Below are 22,915 nucleotides of genomic sequence, written 5' to 3'. Positions count from 1 at the left end.
GATGCAAACACATCCCCGGCCGATAACGGGGCCTGCCGTGGCGGACTACTGGGGGGCGCGCCCCGTTCACCCGCCCTCTCGGGGGCGACTGACCCCACCCCGCTCGCCGCCGTGTTCACACCTGCCACGGCTCTCTGAAGGCGCTTGGATGGGCTTTTTCCCCGTCGGCGATTTGACACCAGCGGTCTGGTTTGGTCGCCGGCACACGAACTGCCGGCGGAATGGATTTATTATAGCGGCGCCCTGCCGGTTTGTCAAATGGGGCCCGGACTCAGACGTTGAAGCGGAAGAGGACCACGTCCCCGTCCTGCATCACGTACTCCTTCCCCTCGGAGCGGACCAGCCCCTTTTCCTTGCAGGCGGCCATGCTGCCCTGGGCGATGAGGTCGTCGAAGGCCACCACCTCGGCGCGGATGAACCCCCGCTCAAAGTCGGTGTGGATCTTGCCGGCGGCCTGGGGGGCCTTGGTGCCCTTTTTGATGGTCCAGGCGCGGACCTCGGGCTTGCCGGCGGTCAGGTAGGAGATGAGGCCCAGCAGCTCGTAGCAGACCTTGATGAGCCGGTCGAGGCCCGACTCCTCCAGCCCCAGCTCCCCCAAAAAGAGGGCCTTGTCCTCGGCGGACATGTCGGCGATGTCCTCCTCGATCTTGGCGCAGATGGGCAGGGAGAGGGCCCCCTCCCCCTGGGCCAGGGCGCAGAGCTTCTGGTAGTTCTCGTTGTTCGAGATGTCGCCGATGAAGTCGTCCTCGCTCATGTTGCCCACGTAGATGACCGGCTTGTCCGAGAGCAGGCCCATGGCGTCGATGAGGGCCTTCTCCTCCGGTTCGCAGGGGAAGACCGAGGCCCGCTTGCCCTCTTCCAGGTGGGCCTTCAGCCGCTCCAGCAGCTGGGCCTCGGCGGCGTAGGCCTTGTCGCCCTTGGCCAGCTTCTGGGCCTTTTGGATGCGGCGCTCGACGATGTCGAGGTCGGAGAAGATCAGCTCCAGGTTGATGGTCTCCACGTCCCGCAGGGGGTCGACACTGCCGTCGACGTGGACGATGTCGCCGCTCTCAAAGCAGCGCACCACGTGGACGATGGCGTCCACCTCGCGGATGTGGGAGAGGAACTTGTTGCCCAGCCCCTCGCCCTTGGAGGCGCCCTTCACCAGCCCGGCGATGTCGACAAACTCGATGGTGGCGGGGGTGAACTTGTCGGGCTGGTACATCTCGGCGAGCTTGTCCAGCCGCTTGTCGGGGACGGCCACCATCCCCACGTTGGGCTCGATGGTGCAGAAGGGGTAGTTGGCCGACTCGGCCCCGGCGTTTGTAATGGCGTTGAAAAGGGTGCTTTTGCCCACGTTGGGCAGACCCACGATTCCCAGTTTCACGTGCAGATCCCTCACTATTATTCCATTTGGGCGGCTTTTGGGGGGGCAGGGCCCCCGCCGCCCGGCGCTTTTAACAGTATAGCACAAATGGCCGCCCGGTGGAAATGCCCCCGCGCGAATTTGCCGCCCCTTTTTGCAGTTGACAGAAGGGGGGACGCCGAGGTATGGTAAAGGGGAAAGGGAGGGACGGCGAATGTGCGCCATTTGGACCCTGGAAATGAGAAGGAAAAGCCGCTCCGCGCAGATGGAAAGCGATGAGACGCTGTTCGGAGCTTTGACGGAGGGCTGAAAAGCGCCCTCCCCCTCTCGTCGGCGATCAGGCAGCCCGGCGGGTGCGAAGGCGCACCCGTCTGTTGGTGTTGCCCGCCGACGGGGGGATGGTTGCCGCCGACAGCGCCCTGCCGGCGGCTTTTTTGCGCCCCGCCGCAGGCAGGCCGGACGGGGGCGCGAAGAGAGACAAGGAGATTTGCAAGATGAAAGAGAACCACTACGACGACCAGACTTTTTTTGAACAGTACAGCCACTTCCCCCGCTCGGTGGAGGGGCTGTCGGCGGCCGGCGAATGGCATGAGCTGCGGCGGATGCTGCCCGCGCTGGCGGGCAAGCGGGTGCTGGATCTGGGTTGCGGCTTTGGCTGGCACTGCAAGTACGCGGCCGACCAAGGGGCTGCGTCGGTGCTGGGCACCGACCTGTCGGAAAAGATGTTGGCCGGGGCGAGGGAGCGAAACGCCGACCCCCGCATCCAGTACCGGCGGATGGCCATGGAGGAGATGGACTTCGCCCCCGGCTCCTTTGACCTGGTGCTCAGCTCGCTGGCCCTGCACTATGTGGAGGACTTTGCCCCGGTCTGCCGCGCCGTCTACGACTGCCTGGCGGAGGGGGGGAGCTTTGTCTTCTCCTGCGAGCACCCGGTCTTCACCGCCGAGGGCAGCCAGGAGTGGTGCTGCGACGGGGAGGGCAACCCCCGCCACTGGCCGGTGGACCGCTACTTTGACGAGGGGCGGCGCACCGCCCACTTCCTGGGGTGCGAGGTCACCAAGTACCACCGCACCCTCACCAGCTATTTGAACACCCTGTTGCAGGCGGGCTTTGCCATCAAAGAGGTGGTGGAGCCCCGCCCCGACCCCCGCCTGATGGAGGTGCCGGGGATGGCCGACGAGCTGCGTCGGCCGATGATGCTGCTGGTGCGCGCCGAGAGGGAGAAAAAATAGGGCCTTTGGCCTCAAAAGGGCGGTCTGCCGGGCGGCGGACCGCCCTTTTTTCCCGCCGTGGGGGGAGGGGGCGCAAAAAAGTGCTGCGGCGGGGAAAAAACAGGGGAAATGATATGGTTTCTTTCGCCGATCCGTACTATAATAAATGGTAAATAGGCGCCCTCACCGCGCCGTGCGGCAAACATTTAGAAACTGTTCACCTTTCGCGCCGAGCAGTCGCTATAATGTAAAAATAGAAGGTGAGGCGTCGGGCGGCCCGGCTGCCTGGCGGCAAAGAAACCGGAGGGGATTTACGCGTGGAAAAGATTCTCGTCGTAGACGACGACAAAAACATCTGTGAACTGCTGCGACTGTATATCGACAAAGAGGGCTATCAGACCGTTGTGGCCTACGACGGCAAACAGGCCCTGAAACTCTTTGAGGAGGAGGCCCCCTGCCTGATCGTGCTGGACGTGATGATGCCCGAGCTCGACGGCTGGCAGGTCTGCCGGGAGATCCGCAAGTCCTCCGACGTGCCCATCATCATGCTCACCGCCAAGGGCGAGACCTTTGACAAGGTGCTGGGGCTGGAACTGGGGGCCGACGACTATGTGGTCAAGCCCTTTGAGTCCAAGGAGATCGTGGCCCGCATCAAGGCGGTGCTGCGGCGCACCGGCACCCGCGCCCAGGCCTCCGACGTGAAAGAGGTGCGCTACGACAAGCTGGTGGTCAACCTGACCCGGTACGAGCTGAAGGTGGACGGCAAGATCGTGGACACCCCGCCCAAAGAGCTGGAGCTGCTCTATCACCTGGCCTCCAACCCCAACCGGGTGTACACCCGCGACCAGCTGCTCGACGAGGTGTGGGGGTTTGAGTACTACGGCGACTCCCGCACGGTGGACGTGCACATCAAGCGGCTGCGGGAAAAGCTGGAGGGCGTCTCCGCCCAGTGGTCGGTCAAGACGGTGTGGGGCGTCGGCTACAAGTTTGAAGTGAAAGACTAGCGCGCAAAAAAAAAGCGGTGCGGACGGGGGCGGAAGGCCCCCGTTTTGCGACTGGACGGGAAAGGGGCGCCGAGGTGCGAAACGGGATAGTCAAGCGGTATTTTTTTACCTGTGTGTCGGTGGTGCTGGTCAGCATCGTGGTGCTGGGGGCGGTGTTTTTGGGGCTGTCGGCCCAGTACTTTAAGGACGAGCGCCAGGACCAACTGCTGATCATCGCCCAGCGGGCGGCCGAGCGCACCAGCTCGGGGCTGACCACCAGCGACGGCAACTCCTATCTGCTGGACTTCGACACCCTGCGCCAGGGCTACCGGCTGCTGATCTCCACCCAGGAGGACGCCGACCTCTTCATGACCGACGTGAACGGCGCCGCCGTCCTCTGCACCGAGGGGACCCGCTGCGCCCACACCACCTACCGGGTGCCCGCCGATGTGCTGGAGAAATCCTCCCAGGCGAGCGTGGCCAAGGGCTACCGGGGGATGGGGACGCTGGGGGAGATCTACAAGCGCCCCCACTACATCGTCAGCGTGCCCATCACCGGGGACGACGGCTACATCATCGGCTATGTCTTCGCCGCCTCGCCGGCGGACGAGCTCTCGCAATTTTTGGTGGACGTGCTGCGGATGTTCGCCATCGCCGCGGTGGTGGTGCTGGCCATCTCCTTCGCGGTGATCTACTACACCACCAAGCGGCTGGTCTCCCCCCTCAAGGAGATGGCCGGCTACGCCGCCCGCTTCGGGCAGGGCGACTTCTCGCAGACGGTGCCGGTGACCTCCGACGACGAGGTGGGCCAACTGGCCATGGCCCTCAACAACATGTCCTCCTCCCTGGCGGTGGTGGAGCAGACCCGGCGCAACTTTGTGGCCAACGTCTCCCACGAGCTCAAGACCCCCATGACCACCATCGGCGGCTTTGTGGACGGGATTTTGGACGGGACCATCCCCCCGGAGCGGCAAAACCACTACCTGGGCCTGGTCTCAAACGAGGTGAAGCGGTTATCCCGGCTGGTCAGTGGCATGCTAAATGTGTCCAAGATCGAGGCCGGGGAGATGACCCTCAACACCGTCCCCTTCAACATCTGCGAGGTGATCTTCACCGCCCTGCTCTCCTTTGAACAGCAGATCGAGCAGAAGTCCATCGAGATCGAGGGGCTGGACGTGGACAAGGTGATGGTGGAGGGCGACCGGGACCTGGTGCACCAGGTCATCTACAACCTGGTGGACAACGCGGTGAAGTTTGTCAACGAGGGGGGCGTCATCTCCTTCGGCTTTGAGACGGTGGGGGGCTATACCTTCACCGCGGTGCGAAACAGCGGCGAGGGGATCCCCAAAGAGCAGTTGCAGCAGGTGTTTGACCGCTTCTACAAGACCGATCGCTCCCGCGGACTGGACAAGAAGGGGGTCGGGCTGGGCCTCTACATCGCAAAGACCATCGTCAACCGCCACGGCGGCGACATCGTGGTCAGCAGCAAAGAGGGGGAGTACACCGAATTCCGTTTCTCCCTGCCGGCGGCCAAACCGCTGCGGGCCAAACGGGCCGCCAAGGGCGAGGGCCGGCGGGAGGGCCAGCCGGCGGACGCCCCTGCCGAGGCGGAGGGACAGCAGGCTCCCGACCCGGGGGACGGGGACAGAAAAATTTAAAGGGATTTCACCGTTCTGTCACATCCTATTGGTACAATCAAAGGCGTAATATTCAAAATTAGGAGGCCTCTCCATGTTTGATAACCAACAAAATCCCGAAACGCCCCGGGACGAGACCGGCGGCGCTTCCTCCGCGGGCGGGCCGGGCGGCTCCAGCATTCCCGGCCCCGGGCCCTATGGGCAGCAGCAACCGGGCGGCTACCGCCCCCAGACCCCGCCCCCGGGCGGCGGCGCGCAGGGGGACGGCCAGTCCCCCTATTCCCCCTACCGGCCGGCGGGCCCGGGCGGGGCGCAGCCCTTTGTCTTTGACCCCGACCGGTACGCCTCGCCCGGCGGCCCGGGGGGGAAGCGACCGGACAAAAAGCCCAAAAAGGGCAGGGGGGCGGTGGCCTTTGCCGTCATCCTCTGCTGCGTGCTGGCCCTCTCCGGCATTTTGGTGGGGGCCAACATCCTCTACAAAAACTCCCAAAAGGGTTCCGGCGGGCAGGGGGGCAGCTCCCAGGCGGGGGTGACCATCCAAAACCGCCCTGAGGACGGGGACGACGGCGCCGAGACCAAGAGCGGCGAGAAGATGACCACCGAGCAGGTGGCCACCAAGGTGAAACCGGCGGTGGTGGGGATCGCCGTCTACAGCCAGCAGAGCACGGTGGAGGCCAGCTCCTACGGCTCGGGCATCATCATGAGCGCCGACGGCTACATCATCACCAACGCCCACGTGGTGGAGGGGGCGGTCGGCCTGACCATCACCCTGGAAAATGACGAGGAGTACACCGGCAAGGTGGTGGGGACAGACACCAAGACCGATCTGGCGGTGGTAAAAATAGAGGCCCAGAACCTGACCTATGCCGAGTTTGGCAACTCCGACCAGATGAAGGTGGGCGAGGACGTGCTGGCCATCGGCAACCCGGGCGGGCCCAGCCTGGCCGGGAGCGTCACCAAGGGGATCGTCTCGGCGGTCAACCGGACGGTGGGCGGCTCTACCGGCTATTCGCTGCACTGCATCCAGACCGACGCGGCCATCAACCCCGGCAATTCCGGCGGGGCGCTGGTGAACATGTACGGCCAGGTGGTGGGGATCAACTCCTCCAAGATCGCCAAGACCGAGTACGAGGGCATCGGCTTTGCCATCGCCATCAACGAGGCCAAGCCCATCATCGACGGGCTGATCCAAAACGGCTACGTGAAGGACCGGGTGAAACTGGGGGTCACGGTCATCGAGATCAACGACACCACCTCCCGCCTCAACGGGCTGCCCAAGGGCCTCTACATCAAGAGCATCGATCAGGGCAGCAGCCTGGAGGGCACCGGCGTGCAGCCGGGGGACATCATCCGCAAGTTCAACGGCGAGAGCACCGAGAGCTACGAGGCGCTGCAGGCCCAGCTGAAAAACTGCAAGCCGGGCGACGAGGTGAAGCTGACCATCTACCGGTCTCAGCAGTCGGGCACCGACAAGACCTTCGAGGTGGTGGTGACCCTCAAAGAGGACGTGCCCGCCCCCGCGACCACCAACCAGTCCACCCGCTCCAAGGCGAGCTGAATGATTTTTTGACCGCCCTTTTCCCGCAAAGGGCCCTGCGAGGGGGCTTTTTGCCCGGGGAAAGGGGGAGGGGGGCGCGCAGAGCCTGCGCGCCCCCCTCTTTTGCCGAACGGCCCCCCCACAAGGGGCATAGGATGGGACTGTCGAGGTCCGGCATGCGGGGCCTCGTTGAGATAGATGGCGGGGGCCAGCGAATGTTCGCCGGCCCCCGCTCTTTTGGGCAAAATCCTCTATTCCAGCCCCTGGATCTCGGCGTGGATCTCGGCCAGCCGGTCGGGGATCTCGATGTGCTGGGGGCAGTGCTTCATGCAGGCCCCGCAGCGCCGGCACTGGTCGACCCGATTTTCGGCAGGGGTGAAGCGCTGGTACATGGATTTGACCAAGAACTGGTTCTGGTGCCGCTTGTAGTCGTTGTAGAGGGCGAAGATGCGGGGGATGTCCACCCCAAAGGGGCAGGGCATGCAGTAGCGGCAGCCGGTGCAGGGGACGGCGGTGACCTTGCTCAGCTCCTCCAGGGACTCGGCCAGGGCGCGCTCCTCCTCATCGGTGAGGGGGGCGGCGTCTTTGAGGGTGTCGATGTTCTCCTCCATCATCGCCAGATCGGACATCCCGCTGAGGATGACCCGCACATTGGGGTGGCCCGCCACCCAGCGCAGGGCCCAGGCAGCGTCGCTCCAGTCGGGCCGGCAGGCGCGCAGGGGGGCCTGCGCCGACTCGGGCAGCTTGGCCAAAAAGCCGCCCCGCACCGGCTCCATGACGATGAGGGGGACGCCGGCCTCGGTGAAGAAGCGGTACTGCTCGTCGGCGTGCTGCAGCGACCAGTCCACGTAGTTGAGCTGCATCTGGGCCACGTCCCACCGGTGGGAGGCGAGGACCCGCTGCAAAAAGGCGGGGGAGTCGTGGAAGGAGAAGCCCACGTGGCGGACCTTCCCCTCGGCCTGCATCCGGCGCATGAAGTCGTAGGCGCCCAGCCGCTCGGCGTCGTCGTAGTTCTCGTGGCTGACGGCGTGCAGCAGGTAGATGTCGAAGTAGTCGACCCCGCAGCGCTCTAGCTGGGTGTCAAAGACCTTCTGCATGTCCTCTTTCTCTTTGCAGGCCCAGATGGGCAGTTTGTCCACCAGGATGTAGCTGTCCCGGGGGTATTTGGCCAGGGCGCGGCCCACATTTTCCTCAGAGGTGCCGTCGTGGTAGGGGTAGGCGGTGTCGAAGTAGTTGACCCCGTTTTCCATGGCGCAGTCCACCATCTGCTGCACCCGCTCAAAGTCAACGGTCTTCTTGTCCTCCTGCAGGGGCAGGCGCATGGTGCCGAAGCCCAGCAGCGGGGTGGAGAGTTCGAGGTTGCCCAGTTGTCTCCTTTGCACGTGTCATTCCTCCCTAATGGCGTGGGAAATCCCCACAGATTTCGACTTTATCATACACCATCGCCCGAGCCATTGCAAAGGAAATGGCTGCAGGGGCGGCGAAATTGACGGCCGGGCGGTTTTGTTATACAATATATCTGTATGAATGCGACTTGCAGAAAGGGGTTACCCACCTTGCTGAAAATTTCACCTTCGATTCTGTCCTGCGATTTTGCCAATCTGGAGAGCGAGTGCGCCCAGATGAAAGAGGCCGGGGCCGAGATGCTGCACATCGACGTGATGGACGGCCACTTTGTCCCCAACCTGACCCTGGGGGCGCCCATCGTCAAGTGCCTGCGGCCGAAAAACGACCTCTTTTTTGACGTGCACCTGATGATTTCCGAGCCGCTGCGCTACATCGACGACTTTGCCGCCGCCGGCAGCGACCTGATCACCTTCCACGTGGAGAGCGAGAGCGACGTGGGCGAGACCATCGCCAAGATCAAGTCCCACGGCATCAAGGCGGCCCTGTCGGTCAAGCCCGGCACCCCGGCCGAGGCGGTCTTCCCCTACCTGGACCTGCTGGACATGGTGCTGGTGATGACGGTGGAACCCGGCTTCGGCGGGCAGAAGTTCATGGGCGACATGATCCCCAAAATCGAGGCCATCCGCAAAAAGGCCGAGGAGCTGGGGCTTTCCCTGGACATTGAGGTGGACGGCGGCATCGATGCGGGCACCGCGCCGCTGGTGACGGCGGCCGGCGCCAACGTGCTGGTGGCCGGTTCGGCCATCTTCGGCAAACCCGACCCCCGCGCACCCGATGTGTGGCTGTCTCTTATACAAATTTAGATGTGTATAAGAGACAGGCGCGCCAGCAGCCGGGCAATGGCCTGTCGTGCCGGTTCCCCCTCGGGCCGCCAGCCCTCGCCGATCTGCAGGGCCCGCAACTCGGCGGCCTCCAGGGCGATCTTCCAGCGGTCGGCGTCTATCCTCTCAATGGTCATGGCTGTCCCATCCCCCATTTCTCACAACCGGAAAGGAGTCCCCCATGGATCGGTCCTCCCCCCTCTACCGGCGGTATGCGCTGTCCAAAGACGTGCTCATCGCAATGCTGCCCATCTTCCTCATGAATGTGATCACCTACGGCCTTCGCCCCCTCCTCCTGCTGGCGGTGTCAATGGCGTTTTCCTATCTCTTTGACGCCCTCACCGCCCGGATGCGGCAGGAGCGCTTTGACCGCCACGACATCTCGGGGATGGTCACCGGCGCCATTTTGGTGATGTTCCTCCCCGCCAGCGCCCCCTATTGGCTGGCGGTGGTGGGTGTCTTTGTGGCCATTGTGCTGGCCAAAAACGCCTTTGGCGGCTACGGCAACAACATCTTCAACCCCGCGGCGGTGGGCGGGGCCTTCCTGGCCCTCTTCTGGCCGGAGCTGATGTTCTCCTACCCCCTGCCCTTCACCAACGTGCCGCTGATCCTGCAAAAGACCTCGGTGCTGGTGGACTCCCCCCTCAAGACCATGAAGATCGGCGGGGTGCCCTTTGTGGAGAAGATGGAATTCCTCATCGGCAACTACCCCGGCCCCCTGGGCGCGGTGGGGACGCTGGTGGTCCTCTCGGGGGCGGTCTACCTCTTTGTAAAAAAGGCGGTCGACTGGCGGCTGCCGGTCTCCTTCTTGGGCGCCTGCGCCCTCTTTTCCTACCTCTTCCCCCGGCTGCACACCACCCGGCTGGACGCGGCCTGTCTGGAACTGCTCTCGGGCACCCTGGTCTTTGCGGCCTTCTTCGTGGTCACCGACCCCATCACCGCCCCCAAGCAGCCCCTGTCCCGGCTGATCTACGGGGCCCTCTTCGGGGTGATCACCATGCTCTTTCGCTACTACGGTGCCTTTGAGATGGGGGTCTGCTTTGCCGCCATCGCCTCCAATGCCATGGCCGCCTTCATCGACCGCAAGGTAGCCTGGTTCCAAAACCGAAACAGCGGCCTGCGGATGATCTCCCAGTGACGGCGCGGAAAGGAGTGAAGCAACTGTGAGCAAATTCAAGCGGCGCTTTCGCGCCTGGAAGGAGCGGGGCCGCCTCTTTTTCGGCCGCCACCAGGAGGACCTGGGCCGGGTGGACGGGGTCTTCTCCCAAAACCCGATTTTGATGCAGGGGCTGGCCCTGGCGCCAGCCATCGTGGCCACCCAGTCGCTCAAGGCGGGGGTCATCCTCTCCCTGGGCTTTTTGGGGGTGGTGGTGCCCACCATCCTCCTGGGCAGCCTGCTCTTTAAAAAGGTGGACGCGGTCTACCGCACCATCCTCACGGCGCTGTTGGGGGCCCTGCTCTTTGTGCCGGTGGCCTACGGGCTGTCGCAGATGTTTCCCTTTGTCTCCACCAGTGTGGGCATCTATCTGCCCATCCTGATCGTGGACTCGATCGTGGTGACCAAGTGCAGCTCCTACACCCATTTCGGGGTGGACCGCTACACCTTTTTGGACCTCTTTTGCACCTGGCTGGGCTTCACCCTGGTGGTCTGCGTGGTGGGCGCCCTGCGGGAGGTGCTGGCCTACGGGCGGCTCTGGGGGATCACCCTCAAAGGGGTGGTGCCGGTCTCCCGCTCCATCGCCCTGCCCTTTTTCGGGTTCTTCCTCATCGCCGTGCTGGCGGCGGGCTTCCGCTTTCTCAACAACAGCTTCCGCCACTGGATCAACAAAAAGGAGGGGAAGTAAGCCATGGCACAGGTCGCAGCAAACATGCTGGTTTCGGTCATTCTGGCCATCTTTGCAGAGAATGCCCTCTTCTCCCGCAGCCTGGGGGTGGAGCGGACGCTGCTGCTGGTGGACGACATGGGGGCCATGGTCACCTTTGGCTGCCTGACCACCCTCTCGGTCACCCTCACCTCGCTGCTCACCTATCTGGTGAGTTTCCCCCTGCAACAGGACGTCAACGCCTACATCTACAAGCCGCTCCTGTTCATCCTATGCATGGTGGCGGTCTATTTTGCCCTGTCGGGGATCGCCCGCCGCATCCGCTTTCCCCGCTTTGTCAAATGGCAGGCCAAGGTGCGCCCCCACTTTCACCTGGCCACCTTCAACAGCGCCGTGCTGGGCACATTGATGCTCTGTTCCGGGCAGGTGTTCTCCCTGCCCCAGACCGTCGGCTTCTGCCTGGGCAGCGGCGCGGGCTACACCCTGGCCACCCTCATTGTGGCCGAGGGGCAGAGAAAGCTGAAAAACCGCAGTGTCCCCGCCTCCTTTCAGGGGCTGCCGGTGACGCTGCTCTACATCGGCATCCTCAGCCTCTGCATCTACGGGTTCACCGGCTACCAGTTGAGTTTTTAGGGAAAAAGGGCGAAATGGGGCCGGCATACGGCCAATTTATGAAATTTTTTTAAACCCTTTTGCATTTTGCACACCTCGTCAAAAAAATGGTGTATACTTATCACGGCTGATCACAGCGCCCGAACAGCGGGCAAAAAGGAGGGAGTCAGGCGGATGGCGAAGCGATACAAAATCAAGCGCTACGATAAGATCTACCGCAGCAGCAACCGAAACCTGATCCGAAATATCGCCATCTGGGGTGCGGTGTTGGTGGTGCTCGCCTTTGTGGGCTTTGCCGCCTACCGCCCCCTGGTCAACTTCTTAAACGGCGTCTACACCGGGGAGAAGCCGCCCACCTCCCAACCGGCGCAGGACCCCGGCCAGACCGGCGAGGAGGAGACGCCGCCCCAGGAGGAGAAGGCGCCCGTCTACGCCAGGGTCTCCCTGAGCGACCTCGCCGATGAGGCCAAGATCGCCGAGACCGCCCAGCGGCTGGAAGCCGCCGGAGTCACCCGGGCGGTGCTCCCCCTCAAGGACAGCGAGGGGATGGTGCACTACAACACCGGGGTGGCCACCGCCCAGGCAGCCGGGGCCGTGGCGGCCGGCGGCATCGACCTGGACCGGGTGGTCAGCGCCTTTTCCGAAAAGGGGATCGAGGTGGCGGCTCAGCTGTCGGCCTTTAAAGACCCCCTGGTCTCCCGCTACGACAAGACCGCGGCGGTCCTCTACAAAAACCAGGCGGGGGTCCTCTGGCTGGACAACACCGCCCAGGCCGGGGGCAAGCCCTGGCTCAACCCCAACGCGCAGAGCGCCCAGACCTACCTGAAGGCCCTGTGTGCCGAACTGGGGCAGAAGGGGGTCAAAGAGATCATCCTCGCCGACGCCACCTACCCGGTGGCCACCTTCCTGAAGGACGCGGGCTACGGCCTTTCCGGCGGCACCACCGCCCAGCAGGCGCTGCAGGCCTCCATCGATGGGATCGCCCAGAGCGCCAAGGGATCGGGGGCCGAGTTGAGCCTCTACTACCCGGCCAGCCCCTGGATGTTGGCCGAACAGGTAAACGGGGTGGATTACCGGGCCCTGAAGGCCGATCGGCTCTACGTGGACGTGGGGGAGACCGGCGTGCCCAGCGGCACCAAGGTGGGGGAACTCACCGTGGCGGCCGGCACCTCCCGGCAGGAGGTGGCCGACGCGGTGCGGGCGGCCCTGGAGGGAAAGACGACCACGTCCCCCCTCTACTGCACACCCGACGGGGTGAGCGCTTCCGGGCAGGAGGAGACGGTCCCGCCCCTCTCGTAAATTCAAATCCAACAGCGCGCCGGGAGAAATCCTCCCGGCGCGCTTTTTGCAGGTGGTCCCCCAACCGCATTGGGGCGGGGTGTGGGGGAGACCGGCGCAGAAGAGGCAGTGCGCTGCCGATGTGCTGGGGCAACTAAAAGAGCGTCTCCTCTTTGCCCGCTCTGTTTCGCCGTCTCGCCTCCGAAAGGTGCTTGGGGGAAAACACCTTCCCCCCCCCCACCCAGTTGCAGGCCTGCTCTGGTGGGGCCTTTGGGGGCGTTCGGGGCAGCTTCTCCCCGGAGCCGGCGCAGTGAGGGGCGGGTGGCTGTTTTTTCCCTCTTTGCCGCGGCGTGCCCTGTCCGGCGCTATTGGGGCGGTAGGGGAAAGGGAAGGGGAAGAGACCCGTAGGTCGGCCTCCCCACCCTTACGGGGCGGCCTTGGCGCAGGGTCTGACCGGCGTCCAAGCCGCTTGCGCTCCCCAGGCCCTTGTGGTGCGGCCCGGCGCTCTTGGAGGCAGGGCCCGCCCGTTCCGCCCCGCCGGGCGTTGAGGGCCAAAGAGGACGATTTTTCCCCTTGACAAGACGGCGGGGGCGGAGTAGAATGACACCATATTCCAGAAAACCGTTGATTGAGAAGAGTAGGTGCGGAGTGCTCCCTTCCAGAGAGCTGCGGGCGGTGAGAGCGTAGCGGGCAAGGCGCCGGACTGAATGGACTCATGAGGGCGGGACGAAAGGCGGATGGCCGAGTAGTGCCCGACGGGAACTCCACCCGTTACCAAGGGAGCGCACATGGTGGTGTGCGGAGCGAGTGGGCGTCTAAACGCCAATTTGGGTGGTACCGCAGGAGAATGTTTCCCCTGTCCCAGCAGAAATTGCTGGGACAGGGGATTTTTTATTGCCGGGGAAATGTCGAGGGGGCGGCCGCAAAAGGGGGCCGCAAACGCGCTCTTGCCCGGCGAAGGACCGCCGCCACCGCATCTGTCGAGTCGGGCCTCCAGGGCTCGGAAGAGAAGGGGGAGAGAGGGATGAACGTCCGCGCCGCCGGGGTCTTGCCGGTGTTTCGATGGCGGGGAGAAACGCCCGACCGCAAACACCCGAAACCAATTTTTGAGGAGGACTGAACACCATGACCTTTACCCCCATTCTGGCCTTTGCCGTGGTCGCCATCGTCTTTGCCCTGGGCGACCTGGTGGCCCGCAAAACCAAGGGCATCATCTCCGCCTTCATCGTCGCCATCGTGCTCTTCGTGCTCTTCGGCGGCGTGCTCAAGGTGCTGCCCGCCGACTTGATGGACACCTCTGGCCTCAACGCCATCATCCCCACCTTCGGCATGGGGCTGATCCTCACCAACCTGGGTTCCACCCTGGACCTCAACGAGCTGAAAAAGGAGTGGAGGACCATCCTGGTGGCCCTGGCGGCGGTGATCGGCATTCTGGTGCTGGGCTTCACCCTGGGCCAGCTCATCTTTGGCCGGGAACTGGCCCTCTCGGCGCTGCCCCCGGTCTCCGGCGGGGTGGTGGCCACCATCATCACCAGCGACGCGGCCACCGCCGCCGGCCGGCCCGACGTGGCCTCCTATGTGGCGGCGGTCAACGCCCTGCAGGTGATCATCGGCCTGCCCATCTCTTCCTTCTGCCTGAAAAAGGCGGCCACCAAGTACGCTTCTGAGGGCAACCTGAAGCGGGCCGCCGAGGAGGGCGGCCGCCGCATCGACCTCCACTTCCTCCCCAAGACCCCTAAAGGGCTGGACAGCCCCTTCGCCCACTTTGCCCGCCTGGCTTTGGTGGCGGGGCTGGCCGAACTGGCCGCCTCGGCCACCGGCCTCAACGCCACCATCGTCTATCTCCTCTTCGGGGCGCTGGCCTCGGCCACCGGCGTGGTGGACAAAAACGCCCTCGCCAAAGCGGGGGGCGACGGGGTGATCCTGCTGGCCACCTACGCCTACTGCTCGGTCAGCTTTTTGACCATGTCCTTCTCCCAGTTTGCCAGCATCCTGGTGCCGGTCTTCGGGATGTTGCTGATTTCGGCGCTGGGCATCACTGTCTTCTCGGTGGTGGTGGGGAAACTCTTCAAATGGAGCCCCGCCCTCTCCATCGCGGCTGGCTTCTCCTGCATGTTCGGCTACCCCATCACCTACACGGTGGCCATGGAGGTCGTCCAGGGGGTCACCGACGGCGGCGACTACACCGAGCAGGAGGTGCAGCGCCTCACCGACTACGTGCTGCCCAAAATGCTCATCGCCGGGGTGACCACCGTGAGCGTGGCCTCGGTGGTGCTGGCCGGGGTGGTGGCGCCCATGATTTTTGCCTAACTGTTCGATCGGGAGAGCAGGCCGTTTTTTCGCCGGAAAAAATGGCCTGCTTTCGTCTGCGCGAGGAAGGGATTTTGGCATAAAATAACCTGCCGTGCAAATACTAGCAATGTGAAATTTCCCGCAGGCGCCAGGAGGCGCCGCGGATAAACGCCAGTTTTGACATGGGAGGAAAAGCCAGATGAAGGCAACGGGAATTGTGAGAAGAATCGATGATTTGGGGCGGGTGGTGATCCCGAAGGAGATCCGCCGGACCCTGCGCATCCGGGAGGGCGACCCCCTGGAGATCTACACCGACAACGGGGGGGAGGTCATCTTTAAGAAGTATTCCCCCATGGGGGAGATGTCCACCTTCTCCGCCGTCTGCGCCGAGGTGTTGGCCAAGACCACCGGGCTGCCGGCCCTGATCTGCGACACCGACGGGGTGATCGCCGCCGGCGGCATCTCCAAGAAGGAGGTCCTCGACCGCCGGGTGGCCCCGGCCCTGGAACAGTTGGGGGAGGGCCGCAAAAACTACCTCTGGGAGAAGGGCGGCGAGGTGCTGCGCCCGGTGGAGGGGCTGGAGCGCCAGGCCCAGACGGCCTCCCCCATCCTCAGCAACGGGGACGTGGTGGGCTACGCGGTGCTGCTGCAGGGCGACGGCACCGCCTCGGCCACCGAGGCCGAGTGCAAGCTGACGGTGGCCGGCGCCGCCTTTTTGGGCCGCCAGATCGAGGGCTGACCCCGGCGGGGGAAAAAGCGGCCTCCGGGGGGCAGAAAATGCCCTCCAAAAGGGATGTTTGCCCCGTTTTTTGCCTCAAAGCCCCTTGCAATGGGGCGGGGGATGTGATATAGTGAATAGCACAGTAAGGTTTTATAAGTGAGGTTGAAAGAGTGGGGTTTCCCGCTCTTTCATTTTTATGGGGCCCAGGCGGGCCCCCCTCCACAGAAAATAAGGGAGGCACTGCTGTGGCAAAACGAACTTCCGGCGGCAAGACCGCCAACCTGGTGCGCGAGCTGGTCCAGCCCATCTGCCAGGAGCTGGGGGTGGAACTCTGGGACGTCCTCTATCTCAAAGAGGGGTCCGACTGGTTCCTGCGGGTGGTCATCGACCGCCCCGAGGGGATCGACCTCAACACCTGCGAGGCGGTGAGCCGCCGGGTCAGCGACCTGCTGGACGAGGCCGACCCCATCCCCGAGAGCTACTTTTTGGAGGTCTCCTCCCCGGGCATCGAGCGCGCACTCACCCGGGATGAGCACTTTGCCCGCTACCTGGGCGAGCCCGTCCGGGTGACCATGATCCGCCCGCTGGACGGCTGCAAGGAGCTGGTGGGGGAGCTGGTGAAGAAGGAGGGGGCCCTGCTGACCCTGGCGCTGGAAGGCGGCGGCACGGTGGAGATCGACCTGGCCCAGACGGCCAAGGTCAACGCCGTGGACACCGAAGAGGCGTTTGCCGACAGTGAAGACGAGGATGGAGGAATGGAGAAAAGATGAACACCGAATTTTTTGAAGCGCTGGCCCTGCTGGAGAAGGAGCGGGGCATTCCCGCCGACTACCTGCTGGAGAAGATCGAGGCCGCCGTGGTGATCGCCGTGAAGAAGGACTACAACTGCGGCGACAACGTGCTGGTGGACATCGACGCCGAAAAGTGCAAATTCGACGTTTACCTGGTCAAGACCGTGGTGGAAGAGGTGGAGGACGAGACCGCCGAACTCACCCTGGAGCAGGCCCAGTCCTATAAAAAGAGCGCCAAGATCGGCGACACCATCCAGATCAAACTCAAGACCAAGGAGTTCGGCCGCATCGCCGCCCAGACGGCCAAGCACGTCATCCGCCAGGGCATCCGCGAGGCGGAGCGGGGGCTGATGGTCCGCGACATGCAGGAGAAGGAGCACGAGGTCATCACCGCCACCGTGCTGCGGGTGGACCCCCTCAAGGGCTTTGTCACCGTCGATTTGGGCAAGAACGAGGCGGTGTTGGTCCGCTCCGAGCAGGTGGAGGGAGAGGTCCTCCGCGAGGGCGAGCGGGTCAAGGTCTATGTGGTGGACGTGTTGGCCACCGACCGCGGGCCCAAGATCATGATCTCCCGCACCCACCCCGGCCTGGTCAAACGGCTGTTCGAGATGGAGGTGCCCGAGATCTACGACGGCACGGTGGAGATCAAGGCGGTCTCCCGCGAGGCGGGCAGCCGCACCAAGATGGCCGTCTGGAGCAAGAACCCCGACGTGGACCCGGTGGGCGCCTGCATCGGCCCCAAGGGCTCCCGGGTGGCGGCCATCGTCGCCGAGCTGGGGGGCGAGAAGATCGACATCGTCCGCTGGAGCGAGGACCCGGTGGCCTTCATCAGCGAGGCCCTGAGCCCGGCCCAGGTGGTCGGGGTGGAGATCTTGGACGAGGAGCAGCGGACCTGCCGGGTCTCGGTGCCCGACGGACAGCTCTCCCTGGCCATCGGCAACAAGGGGCAGAACGCCCGCCTGTCGGCCAAGCTGACCGGTTGGAAGATCGACATCCGCCCCGAGAGCGGATTTTACGGCGAGGACGAGACCCCGGCCCCCGCCCAGGACAGCGGCGAAGAGGGCTGATCCCCCCGTTTGCCGGCAAGGGCCCGCGCAGGCGGGCAAACGCGTGTTTTTTGAGCAGAGAAGGGTGAAGAGAGATGGTTCAAAAGCGGGTCCCCATGCGGATGTGCGCCGGCTGCGGCGAACAGAAGCCCAAGCGGGAACTGATTCGGGTGGTGCGCAACAAAGAGGGGGAGGTCTCCCTGGACACCACGGGCAAAAAGCCCGGGCGGGGGGTCTACCTCTGTCCCAGCGCCGGCTGCCTGAAAAAGGCCCAAAAGGCCAAGCGGCTGGAGCGGGCGCTGAGCGCGCCCATCCCGGAGGACGTCTATGAAACCCTGCTCTCGGAGATAGAAGCCCATGGAGAGTAGAGAGAAACTGCTGAATATGTTGTCCCTCTGCCGAAAGGCGGGAAAACTGTCCATGGGTTTTGACAGCGCCAAAGAGGCGCTGGTGCGCAAAGCGAGCCGGCTTTGTCTGCTGGCTGCCGACTGCTCCCCCAAAACCGCCAAGGAAGTTCGGTTTTTTTGCGGCAGGGAAGGGGTCTCCTGCAGAGACCTGCCCGTCGGCCGCGGGGACCTTTCAAAGAGAATGGGCAAGGAGTACACCGTCCTCAGCGTGGACGACGATTCCTTTGCCGCCAGCATACAAAACCTGTTGACCTGTACGAACGAGGAGGACTGTGTATATGATTAAACAGCATCGCATCCACGAATTGGCCAAGGATATGGGCCTGCCCAGCAAGGACTTGATGGAGATTATGGAGGGGAAGGCCGACCTGACCAAAAAGCACATGAGCGCCCTGGATGACGAGCAGCTCAGCTACCTCTTTGAAAAGCTGACCGAGCGCAACCAGCTGCCCAACCTGGACAGTTATCTGGAGAAGAAGCCCGTCGCGAAAGAGGCGGCCAAAGCCCGGCCCCAGAAGGCGGCCAAACCCAAAAAGCCCAAGGAGAAACTGCAGACGGTCAAGCTGCCGGTGGTGCAGGACCCCGAGGCCGAGAAGGCCGCCGAGGAGATCGCCAAACAGGCAAAGACCCTGCGGCACGTGGAGACCCGGGCGGTGGACGTCAACCTGGACAAATTCAACGAGAAGTACGACCGCATCGCCCCCCAGACCCCCAAGACCAAGAACGCCGTCACCAAGCAGAAGTTCACCAGCCGGGGACGGCGGGGCGGCTTCCGCGGCGGCAAAAAGGTGGAGACCGAGGCCCAGCGGCTGCAGCGGCTGCGGATGGAGAACATCAAAAAGACCCCGCTGAAGGTGCTCATCCCCGACGAGATCACCGTGGGCGAGCTGGCCGCGCGGATGAAGATGACCGCCGCCAACATCATCAAAAAGCTGATGGGGCTGGGGGTCATGGCCTCCATCAGCGATACCATCGACTACGACACCGCCTTCCTGGTGGCCAGCGAACTGGGCTGCGCCCCCGAGAAGGAAGTGGTGGTCACCATCGAGGAGCGCCTCTTTGAAGAGGAGGAGGACAAGGACGAAGACCTGGTCACCCGCAGCCCCATCGTGGTGGTCATGGGCCACGTCGACCACGGCAAGACCAGCCTCCTCGACGCCATCCGCCACGCCAGCGTCACCTCCACCGAGGCCGGCGGCATCACCCAGCACATCGGCGCCTACAAGGTGAAGGTGGGCGACGGGGAAATCACCTTCCTCGACACCCCCGGGCACGAGGCGTTCACCGCCATGCGCGCCCGCGGCGCCCTGATGACCGACATCGCCATCCTGGTGGTGGCCGCCGACGACGGCATCATGCCCCAGACGGTGGAGGCCATCAACCACGCCAAGGCCGCCGGGGTCTCGATCATCGTCGCCATCAACAAGATGGATAAGCCCGAGGCGAACCCCGACCGGGTGATGCAGGAGCTCACCGAGTACGAGCTGGTGCCCGAGGAGTGGGGAGGCGACGTGATCTGCGTGCCGGTCTCGGCCGCCACCAAACAGGGCATCGACACCCTGCTGGAGATGGTGCAGCTGACCGCCGACGTCAAGGAGCTCAAGGCCAACCCCAACCGGATGGCCAAGGGCGCCGTCATCGAGGCCAAGCTGGACAAGGGCCGCGGCCCGGTGGCCACCGTGCTGGTGCAAAACGGCACCCTGCACCGGGGCGACGTGGTGATCGCCGGCACCGCCGTGGGCCGTGTGCGGGCCATGACCGACGAGAACGGCCGCCGCCTGGAAGAGGCCGGCCCCGCCACCCCGGTGGAGATCACCGGCCTGGCCGAGGTGCCCGCCGCGGGCGACGACTTCAACGCCGTCGAGAACGAGAAGCTGGCCCGTGAGCTGGTGGAGAAACGCCGCTACCAGCAGAAGCAGGAGCAGTTTAGCTCCTACCAGAAGGTCACCCTGGAAAATCTGTTCAGCCAGATCGAGCAGGGCGAGTCCAAAGAGCTCTCCATCATCGTCAAGGCCGACGTGCAGGGCTCGGTGGAGGCCGTGCGCCAGTCGCTGGAGAAGCTCTCCAACGACGAGGTCAAGGTGCGGGTCATCCACGGCGCGGTGGGCGCCATCACCGAGTCGGACGTGATGCTGGCCGAGGCCTCCTCCGCCATCATCGTCGGCTTCAACGTCCGCCCCGACCCCCTGGCCAGGAACCGGGCGGAAGAGGCCGGGGTCGACCTGCGGCTCTACCGGGTCATCTACGACGCCATCGAGGACGTGGAGTCGGCCATGAAGGGGATGTTGGCCCCCAAGATCCGCGAGGTGGACCTGGGCCGGGCCGAGATCCGTCAGGTCTACCGCATCTCCAACGTGGGCGCGGTGGCCGGCTGCTACGTGACCGAGGGCAAGATCCTCCGGGGCGCCAAGATCCGGGTGGTCCGGGACGGCATCATCATTGCCGACGACGAGCTGGCCAGCCTCAAGCGCTTTAAAGACGACGTCAAAGAGGTGGCCCAGGGCTACGAGTGCGGCATGAGCCTGCAGAAGTTCAACGACATCAAGGAAGGCGACTTCTTCGAGGCTTATATGATGGAGGAATACAGAGAAGATTAATAGGGGCGCGACCCGCGCCGCAATCTGCCCCGGCCGCCCCCAACCGGGCGGCCGGGGATAGGGAGGGGAAACCATGTCATCCTTTCGGGTAAACCGCATCTCAGAAGATGTGAAGAAGGAACTGGTGGACATCATCCGGGTCCTCAAAGACCCGCGCATCAAGCACGGGGTCATCTCCATCGTCAAGGCAGAGGTGACCAGCGACCTGTCCTACGCCACGGTGTACGTCTCGTCCCTCGACGGGATCGAGGACGCGAAAGAGGCCGTCAAGGGCTTTGAGAGCGCGGCCGGCTATATCCGCCGGGAGATTGGCAACCGCCTACGGCTGCGCCGGACCCCGGAGTTTCGGTTCGTGGCCGACGACTCCATCGCTTACAGCAGCGAGATCTTCAAAAAGCTGGACGACATCCGGGAAAAGGACCGGCAGAACCGGCAGAAGGACCAGACCGAGTCCGATTGACAGAGGTGTTCCGGCGAGACCTAGGGGCCGCCCCGCGCAGGCGGGGCGGCCCTTCCTCGTCGGCGCGCCCGAAACCGGCCCCGAAAAGGGGCCCTATCAAAGGGGGAGACGTTGGAGATGGAGATGACGGTAAAAGGGGCGGCAGACCTGCTCAAGGGGGCAAAGGACGTGCTGATCCTCTGCCACCAGAGCCCGGACGGGGACACCCTGGGCAGCGGGTACGGGCTGTACTTCTGCCTGAAAAAGCTGGGGGTGCGGGCCCGGGTGCTCTGCCCGGACGAGATACCGGAGCTGTTCAAACCCCTCCTGCGGGGGTACAGGGAGGAATCGTTCGACCCCGCCCTGGTGGTGGCGGTGGACATCGCCGACGCCAAGCTGATGGGCCGCCTCTGCGCGCAGTACGGCGATTCGGTGGACCTCTGTATCGACCACCACATCTCCAACACCGGGTACGCCCGCCGGCTGCTTTTGGACCGGGAGGCCGCCGGCACCGCCGAGGTCATCTTTGCCCTGGCAAAGGAGTGGGGGCTGGCGCCCGACCCCCACCTGGCCGACTGCCTCTACACCGGCATCGCCACCGACAGCGGCTGCTTTAAATACCAAAACACCACCCCCCGCACCCACCGCATCGCCGCCGAGCTGATGGAGTGGGGGGCCGACGCGGCCGAAATCAATCGGGCGATCTTCGACACCAAATCCCAGGGGCGCTTGGCGGCCGAGAGCGCCCTGATCCGCTCGATCCGCTATTTCTGCGGCGGCCGGCTGGCCGTGGCGGTGATGGACCTGGCGACCATCGCCGAGACCGGGGCCGGCCCGGCCGACTTTGACGGGCTGACCGCCCTGCCCCGCCAGGTGGAGGGGGTGGAGATCGGGGTCACCCTGCGGGAGCGGGAGCCCGGCTTCTTTAAAGTGAGCGTGCGCACCTCCAGCTATGTGGACGCCTCGGCCCTGGCGGCCCGGCTGGGGGAAGGGGAAGGGCGACATCCGCGCCGCGGGCTGCACCATCCGCGGCACGGCGGACGAGGCGGTGGAGACCATCCACCAACTGGCAAAGGAGTTTTTGCACTAGATGGACGGGATTTTGTGCGTCAACAAGCCGGAGGGGTTCACCTCCTTTGACGTGATCGCCAAGATGCGGGGGATCGCCCGCTGCAAGAAGATCGGCCACGGGGGGACGCTGGATCCCATGGCCACCGGGGTGCTGCCCCTCTACTTCGGCGCGGCCACCCGGGCGGTGGACATGGTGCCCGGCCAGAAAAAAGAGTACCGGGCCACCTTTTTGCTGGGCCGGACCACCGACACCCTGGACCGCACCGGCACCCTGCTGGAGACCCGGCCGGTGCGGGTGGGGCGGGCGGAGGTGTTGGCCCTGCTGCCCCGCTTCACGGGGGAGCAGGAGCAGCTGCCCCCCATGTACTCGGCGGTGTCGGTGGGGGGGCGGCGGCTCTACGACCTGGCCCGCCAGGGCATCGAGGTGGAGCGCAAGCCCCGCCGGATCACCGTAGAGGAGCTGGAGCTGCTGGACGGCGAGGGGGACAGCTACACCCTGCGCATCCTCTGCAGCAAGGGAACCTATGTGCGCTCGTTGGTGAGCGACCTGGGCGAGGCCCTGGGCTGCGGCGCGGTGCTCACCGACTTGGTGCGCACCCGCTCCGGCCCCTACACCCTGAAAGACTGCATCACCCTGGAAGAGGCCCAGGCCAAGCGGGAGGAGCTGGCCTCCCTTTTGCTGCCGGTGGAGACGGCCTTCGCCCACCTGCCGGCGCTCTCCCTCTCGGCCCACTTTGCCCGCCTCTTTGCCAACGGGGTGCGGCTGCGGGCCGAGCAGGTGGGCAGCCCGCAGCCCGGCGAGTACCGGGTCTTTGGGCCGGACGGCTTTTTGGGGGTCGCCCTGCAAGACGGGGGACAACTGCGGATCAAACGCCTGTTTTTGGGGGGGAGATAGCC

Annotated in this window: 22 protein-coding genes and 1 other annotated feature; of the genes, 19 read left to right on the top strand and 3 right to left on the bottom strand. The window is 64.5% G+C overall.

Features of this window, described 5'->3' with window-relative positions; all coding sequences use genetic code 11:
• Positions 1–271: 271 nt before the first annotated feature.
• On the bottom strand, positions 272–1,366 hold the full coding sequence (gene ychF / locus BN3266_RS06300; RefSeq protein ID WP_059004477.1) for a redox-regulated ATPase YchF: 1,095 nt from the start codon (positions 1,364–1,366) through the stop codon (positions 272–274).
• Positions 1,367–1,839: 473 nt separating this feature from the next.
• Between ychF and BN3266_RS06295 the strand changes: the two genes are divergently transcribed.
• From BN3266_RS06295 to BN3266_RS06280, 4 genes are all read left to right on the top strand, one after another.
• Positions 1,840–2,577, top strand: coding sequence for a class I SAM-dependent methyltransferase (locus tag BN3266_RS06295; protein WP_044992618.1), 738 nt, complete (start codon positions 1,840–1,842; stop codon positions 2,575–2,577).
• Positions 2,578–2,873: 296 nt separating this feature from the next.
• Entirely contained in the window at positions 2,874–3,560 is a 687-nt protein-coding gene (locus BN3266_RS06290) for a response regulator transcription factor (protein ID WP_021659545.1), read from the top strand.
• A gap of 74 nt (positions 3,561–3,634) precedes the next feature.
• On the top strand, positions 3,635–5,197 hold the full coding sequence (locus BN3266_RS06285; RefSeq protein WP_059004476.1) for a HAMP domain-containing sensor histidine kinase: 1,563 nt from the start codon (positions 3,635–3,637) through the stop codon (positions 5,195–5,197).
• Between the two features lie 73 nt (positions 5,198–5,270).
• Positions 5,271–6,734: a S1C family serine protease gene (locus BN3266_RS06280; RefSeq protein WP_059004475.1), complete on the top strand. Its 1,464-nt coding sequence runs from the start codon at positions 5,271–5,273 to the stop codon at positions 6,732–6,734.
• A gap of 230 nt (positions 6,735–6,964) precedes the next feature.
• On the opposite strand, the gene BN3266_RS06275 is transcribed toward BN3266_RS06280, so the two are convergent.
• Entirely contained in the window at positions 6,965–8,095 is a 1,131-nt protein-coding gene (locus BN3266_RS06275) for an aldo/keto reductase (protein ID WP_059004474.1), read from the bottom strand.
• Between the two features lie 174 nt (positions 8,096–8,269).
• Here BN3266_RS06275 and rpe point away from each other — a divergent pair, with 174 nt between their 5' ends.
• Positions 8,270–8,923, top strand: coding sequence for a ribulose-phosphate 3-epimerase (gene rpe / locus BN3266_RS06270; protein WP_154669000.1), 654 nt, complete (start codon positions 8,270–8,272; stop codon positions 8,921–8,923).
• Here the strand turns inward: rpe and BN3266_RS13810 are convergent.
• Positions 8,920–9,078: a hypothetical protein gene (locus BN3266_RS13810; RefSeq protein ID WP_154668999.1), complete on the bottom strand. Its 159-nt coding sequence runs from the start codon at positions 9,076–9,078 to the stop codon at positions 8,920–8,922. The genes rpe and BN3266_RS13810 overlap by 4 nt on opposite strands.
• A 44-nt stretch (positions 9,079–9,122) precedes the next feature.
• Between BN3266_RS13810 and BN3266_RS06265 the strand changes: the two genes are divergently transcribed.
• The 14 genes from BN3266_RS06265 to truB all read left to right on the top strand — a co-directional run bounded on the left by BN3266_RS06265 (position 9,123) and on the right by truB (position 22,913).
• On the top strand, positions 9,123–10,079 hold the full coding sequence (locus BN3266_RS06265) for an RnfABCDGE type electron transport complex subunit D (protein ID WP_021658661.1): 957 nt from the start codon (positions 9,123–9,125) through the stop codon (positions 10,077–10,079).
• 25 nt (positions 10,080–10,104) lie between these two features.
• Positions 10,105–10,785, top strand: coding sequence for an Rnf-Nqr domain containing protein (locus tag BN3266_RS06260; protein ID WP_059004472.1), 681 nt, complete (start codon positions 10,105–10,107; stop codon positions 10,783–10,785).
• Positions 10,786–10,788: 3 nt separating this feature from the next.
• Entirely contained in the window at positions 10,789–11,397 is a 609-nt protein-coding gene (locus tag BN3266_RS06255; protein ID WP_059004471.1) for an Rnf-Nqr domain containing protein, read from the top strand.
• A gap of 153 nt (positions 11,398–11,550) precedes the next feature.
• The gene (locus tag BN3266_RS06250) at positions 11,551–12,675 is read left to right on the top strand and encodes a putative glycoside hydrolase (RefSeq protein ID WP_059004470.1); all 1,125 of its coding nucleotides are present in this window, start codon (positions 11,551–11,553) and stop codon (positions 12,673–12,675) included.
• 594 nt (positions 12,676–13,269) lie between these two features.
• Positions 13,270–13,521, top strand: a binding site (T-box leader).
• A gap of 258 nt (positions 13,522–13,779) precedes the next feature.
• Positions 13,780–14,964, top strand: coding sequence for a hypothetical protein (locus BN3266_RS06240; protein WP_059004468.1), 1,185 nt, complete (start codon positions 13,780–13,782; stop codon positions 14,962–14,964).
• Between the two features lie 181 nt (positions 14,965–15,145).
• Complete coding sequence (locus tag BN3266_RS06235; RefSeq protein WP_021658655.1) at positions 15,146–15,685, top strand: stage V sporulation T C-terminal domain-containing protein; 540 nt, start codon at positions 15,146–15,148, stop codon at positions 15,683–15,685.
• Positions 15,686–15,912: 227 nt separating this feature from the next.
• Positions 15,913–16,437, top strand: a complete 525-nt coding sequence (rimP, locus tag BN3266_RS06230; RefSeq protein ID WP_059004467.1) for a ribosome maturation factor RimP — start codon at positions 15,913–15,915, stop codon at positions 16,435–16,437.
• A complete protein-coding gene (gene nusA, locus BN3266_RS06225) occupies positions 16,434–17,525 on the top strand; it encodes a transcription termination factor NusA (protein WP_059004466.1) in 1,092 nt (363 codons plus the stop codon). The genes rimP and nusA overlap by 4 nt, the downstream gene beginning before the upstream one ends.
• A gap of 74 nt (positions 17,526–17,599) precedes the next feature.
• On the top strand, positions 17,600–17,872 hold the full coding sequence (gene rnpM / locus BN3266_RS06220; protein ID WP_021658652.1) for an RNase P modulator RnpM: 273 nt from the start codon (positions 17,600–17,602) through the stop codon (positions 17,870–17,872).
• Positions 17,862–18,197: a L7Ae/L30e/S12e/Gadd45 family ribosomal protein gene (locus BN3266_RS06215; protein WP_021658651.1), complete on the top strand. Its 336-nt coding sequence runs from the start codon at positions 17,862–17,864 to the stop codon at positions 18,195–18,197. The genes rnpM and BN3266_RS06215 overlap by 11 nt, the downstream gene beginning before the upstream one ends.
• A complete protein-coding gene (gene infB / locus BN3266_RS06210) occupies positions 18,190–20,508 on the top strand; it encodes a translation initiation factor IF-2 (protein WP_059004465.1) in 2,319 nt (772 codons plus the stop codon). The genes BN3266_RS06215 and infB overlap by 8 nt, the downstream gene beginning before the upstream one ends.
• A 73-nt stretch (positions 20,509–20,581) precedes the next feature.
• Complete coding sequence (gene rbfA, locus BN3266_RS06205; protein WP_021658649.1) at positions 20,582–20,968, top strand: 30S ribosome-binding factor RbfA; 387 nt, start codon at positions 20,582–20,584, stop codon at positions 20,966–20,968.
• Between the two features lie 117 nt (positions 20,969–21,085).
• Positions 21,086–22,087: a DHH family phosphoesterase gene (locus BN3266_RS06200; RefSeq protein ID WP_154668998.1), complete on the top strand. Its 1,002-nt coding sequence runs from the start codon at positions 21,086–21,088 to the stop codon at positions 22,085–22,087.
• Complete coding sequence (gene truB / locus BN3266_RS06195) at positions 22,038–22,913, top strand: tRNA pseudouridine(55) synthase TruB (protein WP_059004463.1); 876 nt, start codon at positions 22,038–22,040, stop codon at positions 22,911–22,913. The genes BN3266_RS06200 and truB overlap by 50 nt, the downstream gene beginning before the upstream one ends.
• The last annotated feature ends 2 nt before the right edge of the window (positions 22,914–22,915 follow it).

It is taken from the genome of Bittarella massiliensis (ex Durand et al. 2017), assembly GCF_001486165.1.
Classification (GTDB): domain Bacteria; phylum Bacillota; class Clostridia; order Oscillospirales; family Ruminococcaceae; genus Bittarella; species Bittarella massiliensis.
The sequence above is the reverse complement of the archived record's forward strand: the minus strand, read 5'-3'. Positions and strand labels throughout refer to the sequence as shown.

Coding starts and splice junctions, on each gene's coding strand:
- BN3266_RS06200 (WP_154668998.1), top strand. CDS start 21,086: ATGGAGATGACGGTAAAAGGGGCGGCAGACCTGCTCAAGGGGGCAAAG.
- BN3266_RS06240 (WP_059004468.1), top strand. CDS start 13,780: ATGACCTTTACCCCCATTCTGGCCTTTGCCGTGGTCGCCATCGTCTTT.
- BN3266_RS06235 (WP_021658655.1), top strand. CDS start 15,146: ATGAAGGCAACGGGAATTGTGAGAAGAATCGATGATTTGGGGCGGGTG.
- infB (WP_059004465.1), top strand. CDS start 18,190: ATGATTAAACAGCATCGCATCCACGAATTGGCCAAGGATATGGGCCTG.
- BN3266_RS06295 (WP_044992618.1), top strand. CDS start 1,840: ATGAAAGAGAACCACTACGACGACCAGACTTTTTTTGAACAGTACAGC.
- BN3266_RS06215 (WP_021658651.1), top strand. CDS start 17,862: ATGGAGAGTAGAGAGAAACTGCTGAATATGTTGTCCCTCTGCCGAAAG.
- BN3266_RS13810 (WP_154668999.1), bottom strand. CDS start 9,078: ATGACCATTGAGAGGATAGACGCCGACCGCTGGAAGATCGCCCTGGAG.
- BN3266_RS06250 (WP_059004470.1), top strand. CDS start 11,551: ATGGCGAAGCGATACAAAATCAAGCGCTACGATAAGATCTACCGCAGC.
- nusA (WP_059004466.1), top strand. CDS start 16,434: ATGAACACCGAATTTTTTGAAGCGCTGGCCCTGCTGGAGAAGGAGCGG.
- rnpM (WP_021658652.1), top strand. CDS start 17,600: ATGGTTCAAAAGCGGGTCCCCATGCGGATGTGCGCCGGCTGCGGCGAA.
- BN3266_RS06280 (WP_059004475.1), top strand. CDS start 5,271: ATGTTTGATAACCAACAAAATCCCGAAACGCCCCGGGACGAGACCGGC.
- BN3266_RS06255 (WP_059004471.1), top strand. CDS start 10,789: ATGGCACAGGTCGCAGCAAACATGCTGGTTTCGGTCATTCTGGCCATC.
- rbfA (WP_021658649.1), top strand. CDS start 20,582: ATGTCATCCTTTCGGGTAAACCGCATCTCAGAAGATGTGAAGAAGGAA.
- BN3266_RS06265 (WP_021658661.1), top strand. CDS start 9,123: ATGGATCGGTCCTCCCCCCTCTACCGGCGGTATGCGCTGTCCAAAGAC.
- truB (WP_059004463.1), top strand. CDS start 22,038: ATGGACGGGATTTTGTGCGTCAACAAGCCGGAGGGGTTCACCTCCTTT.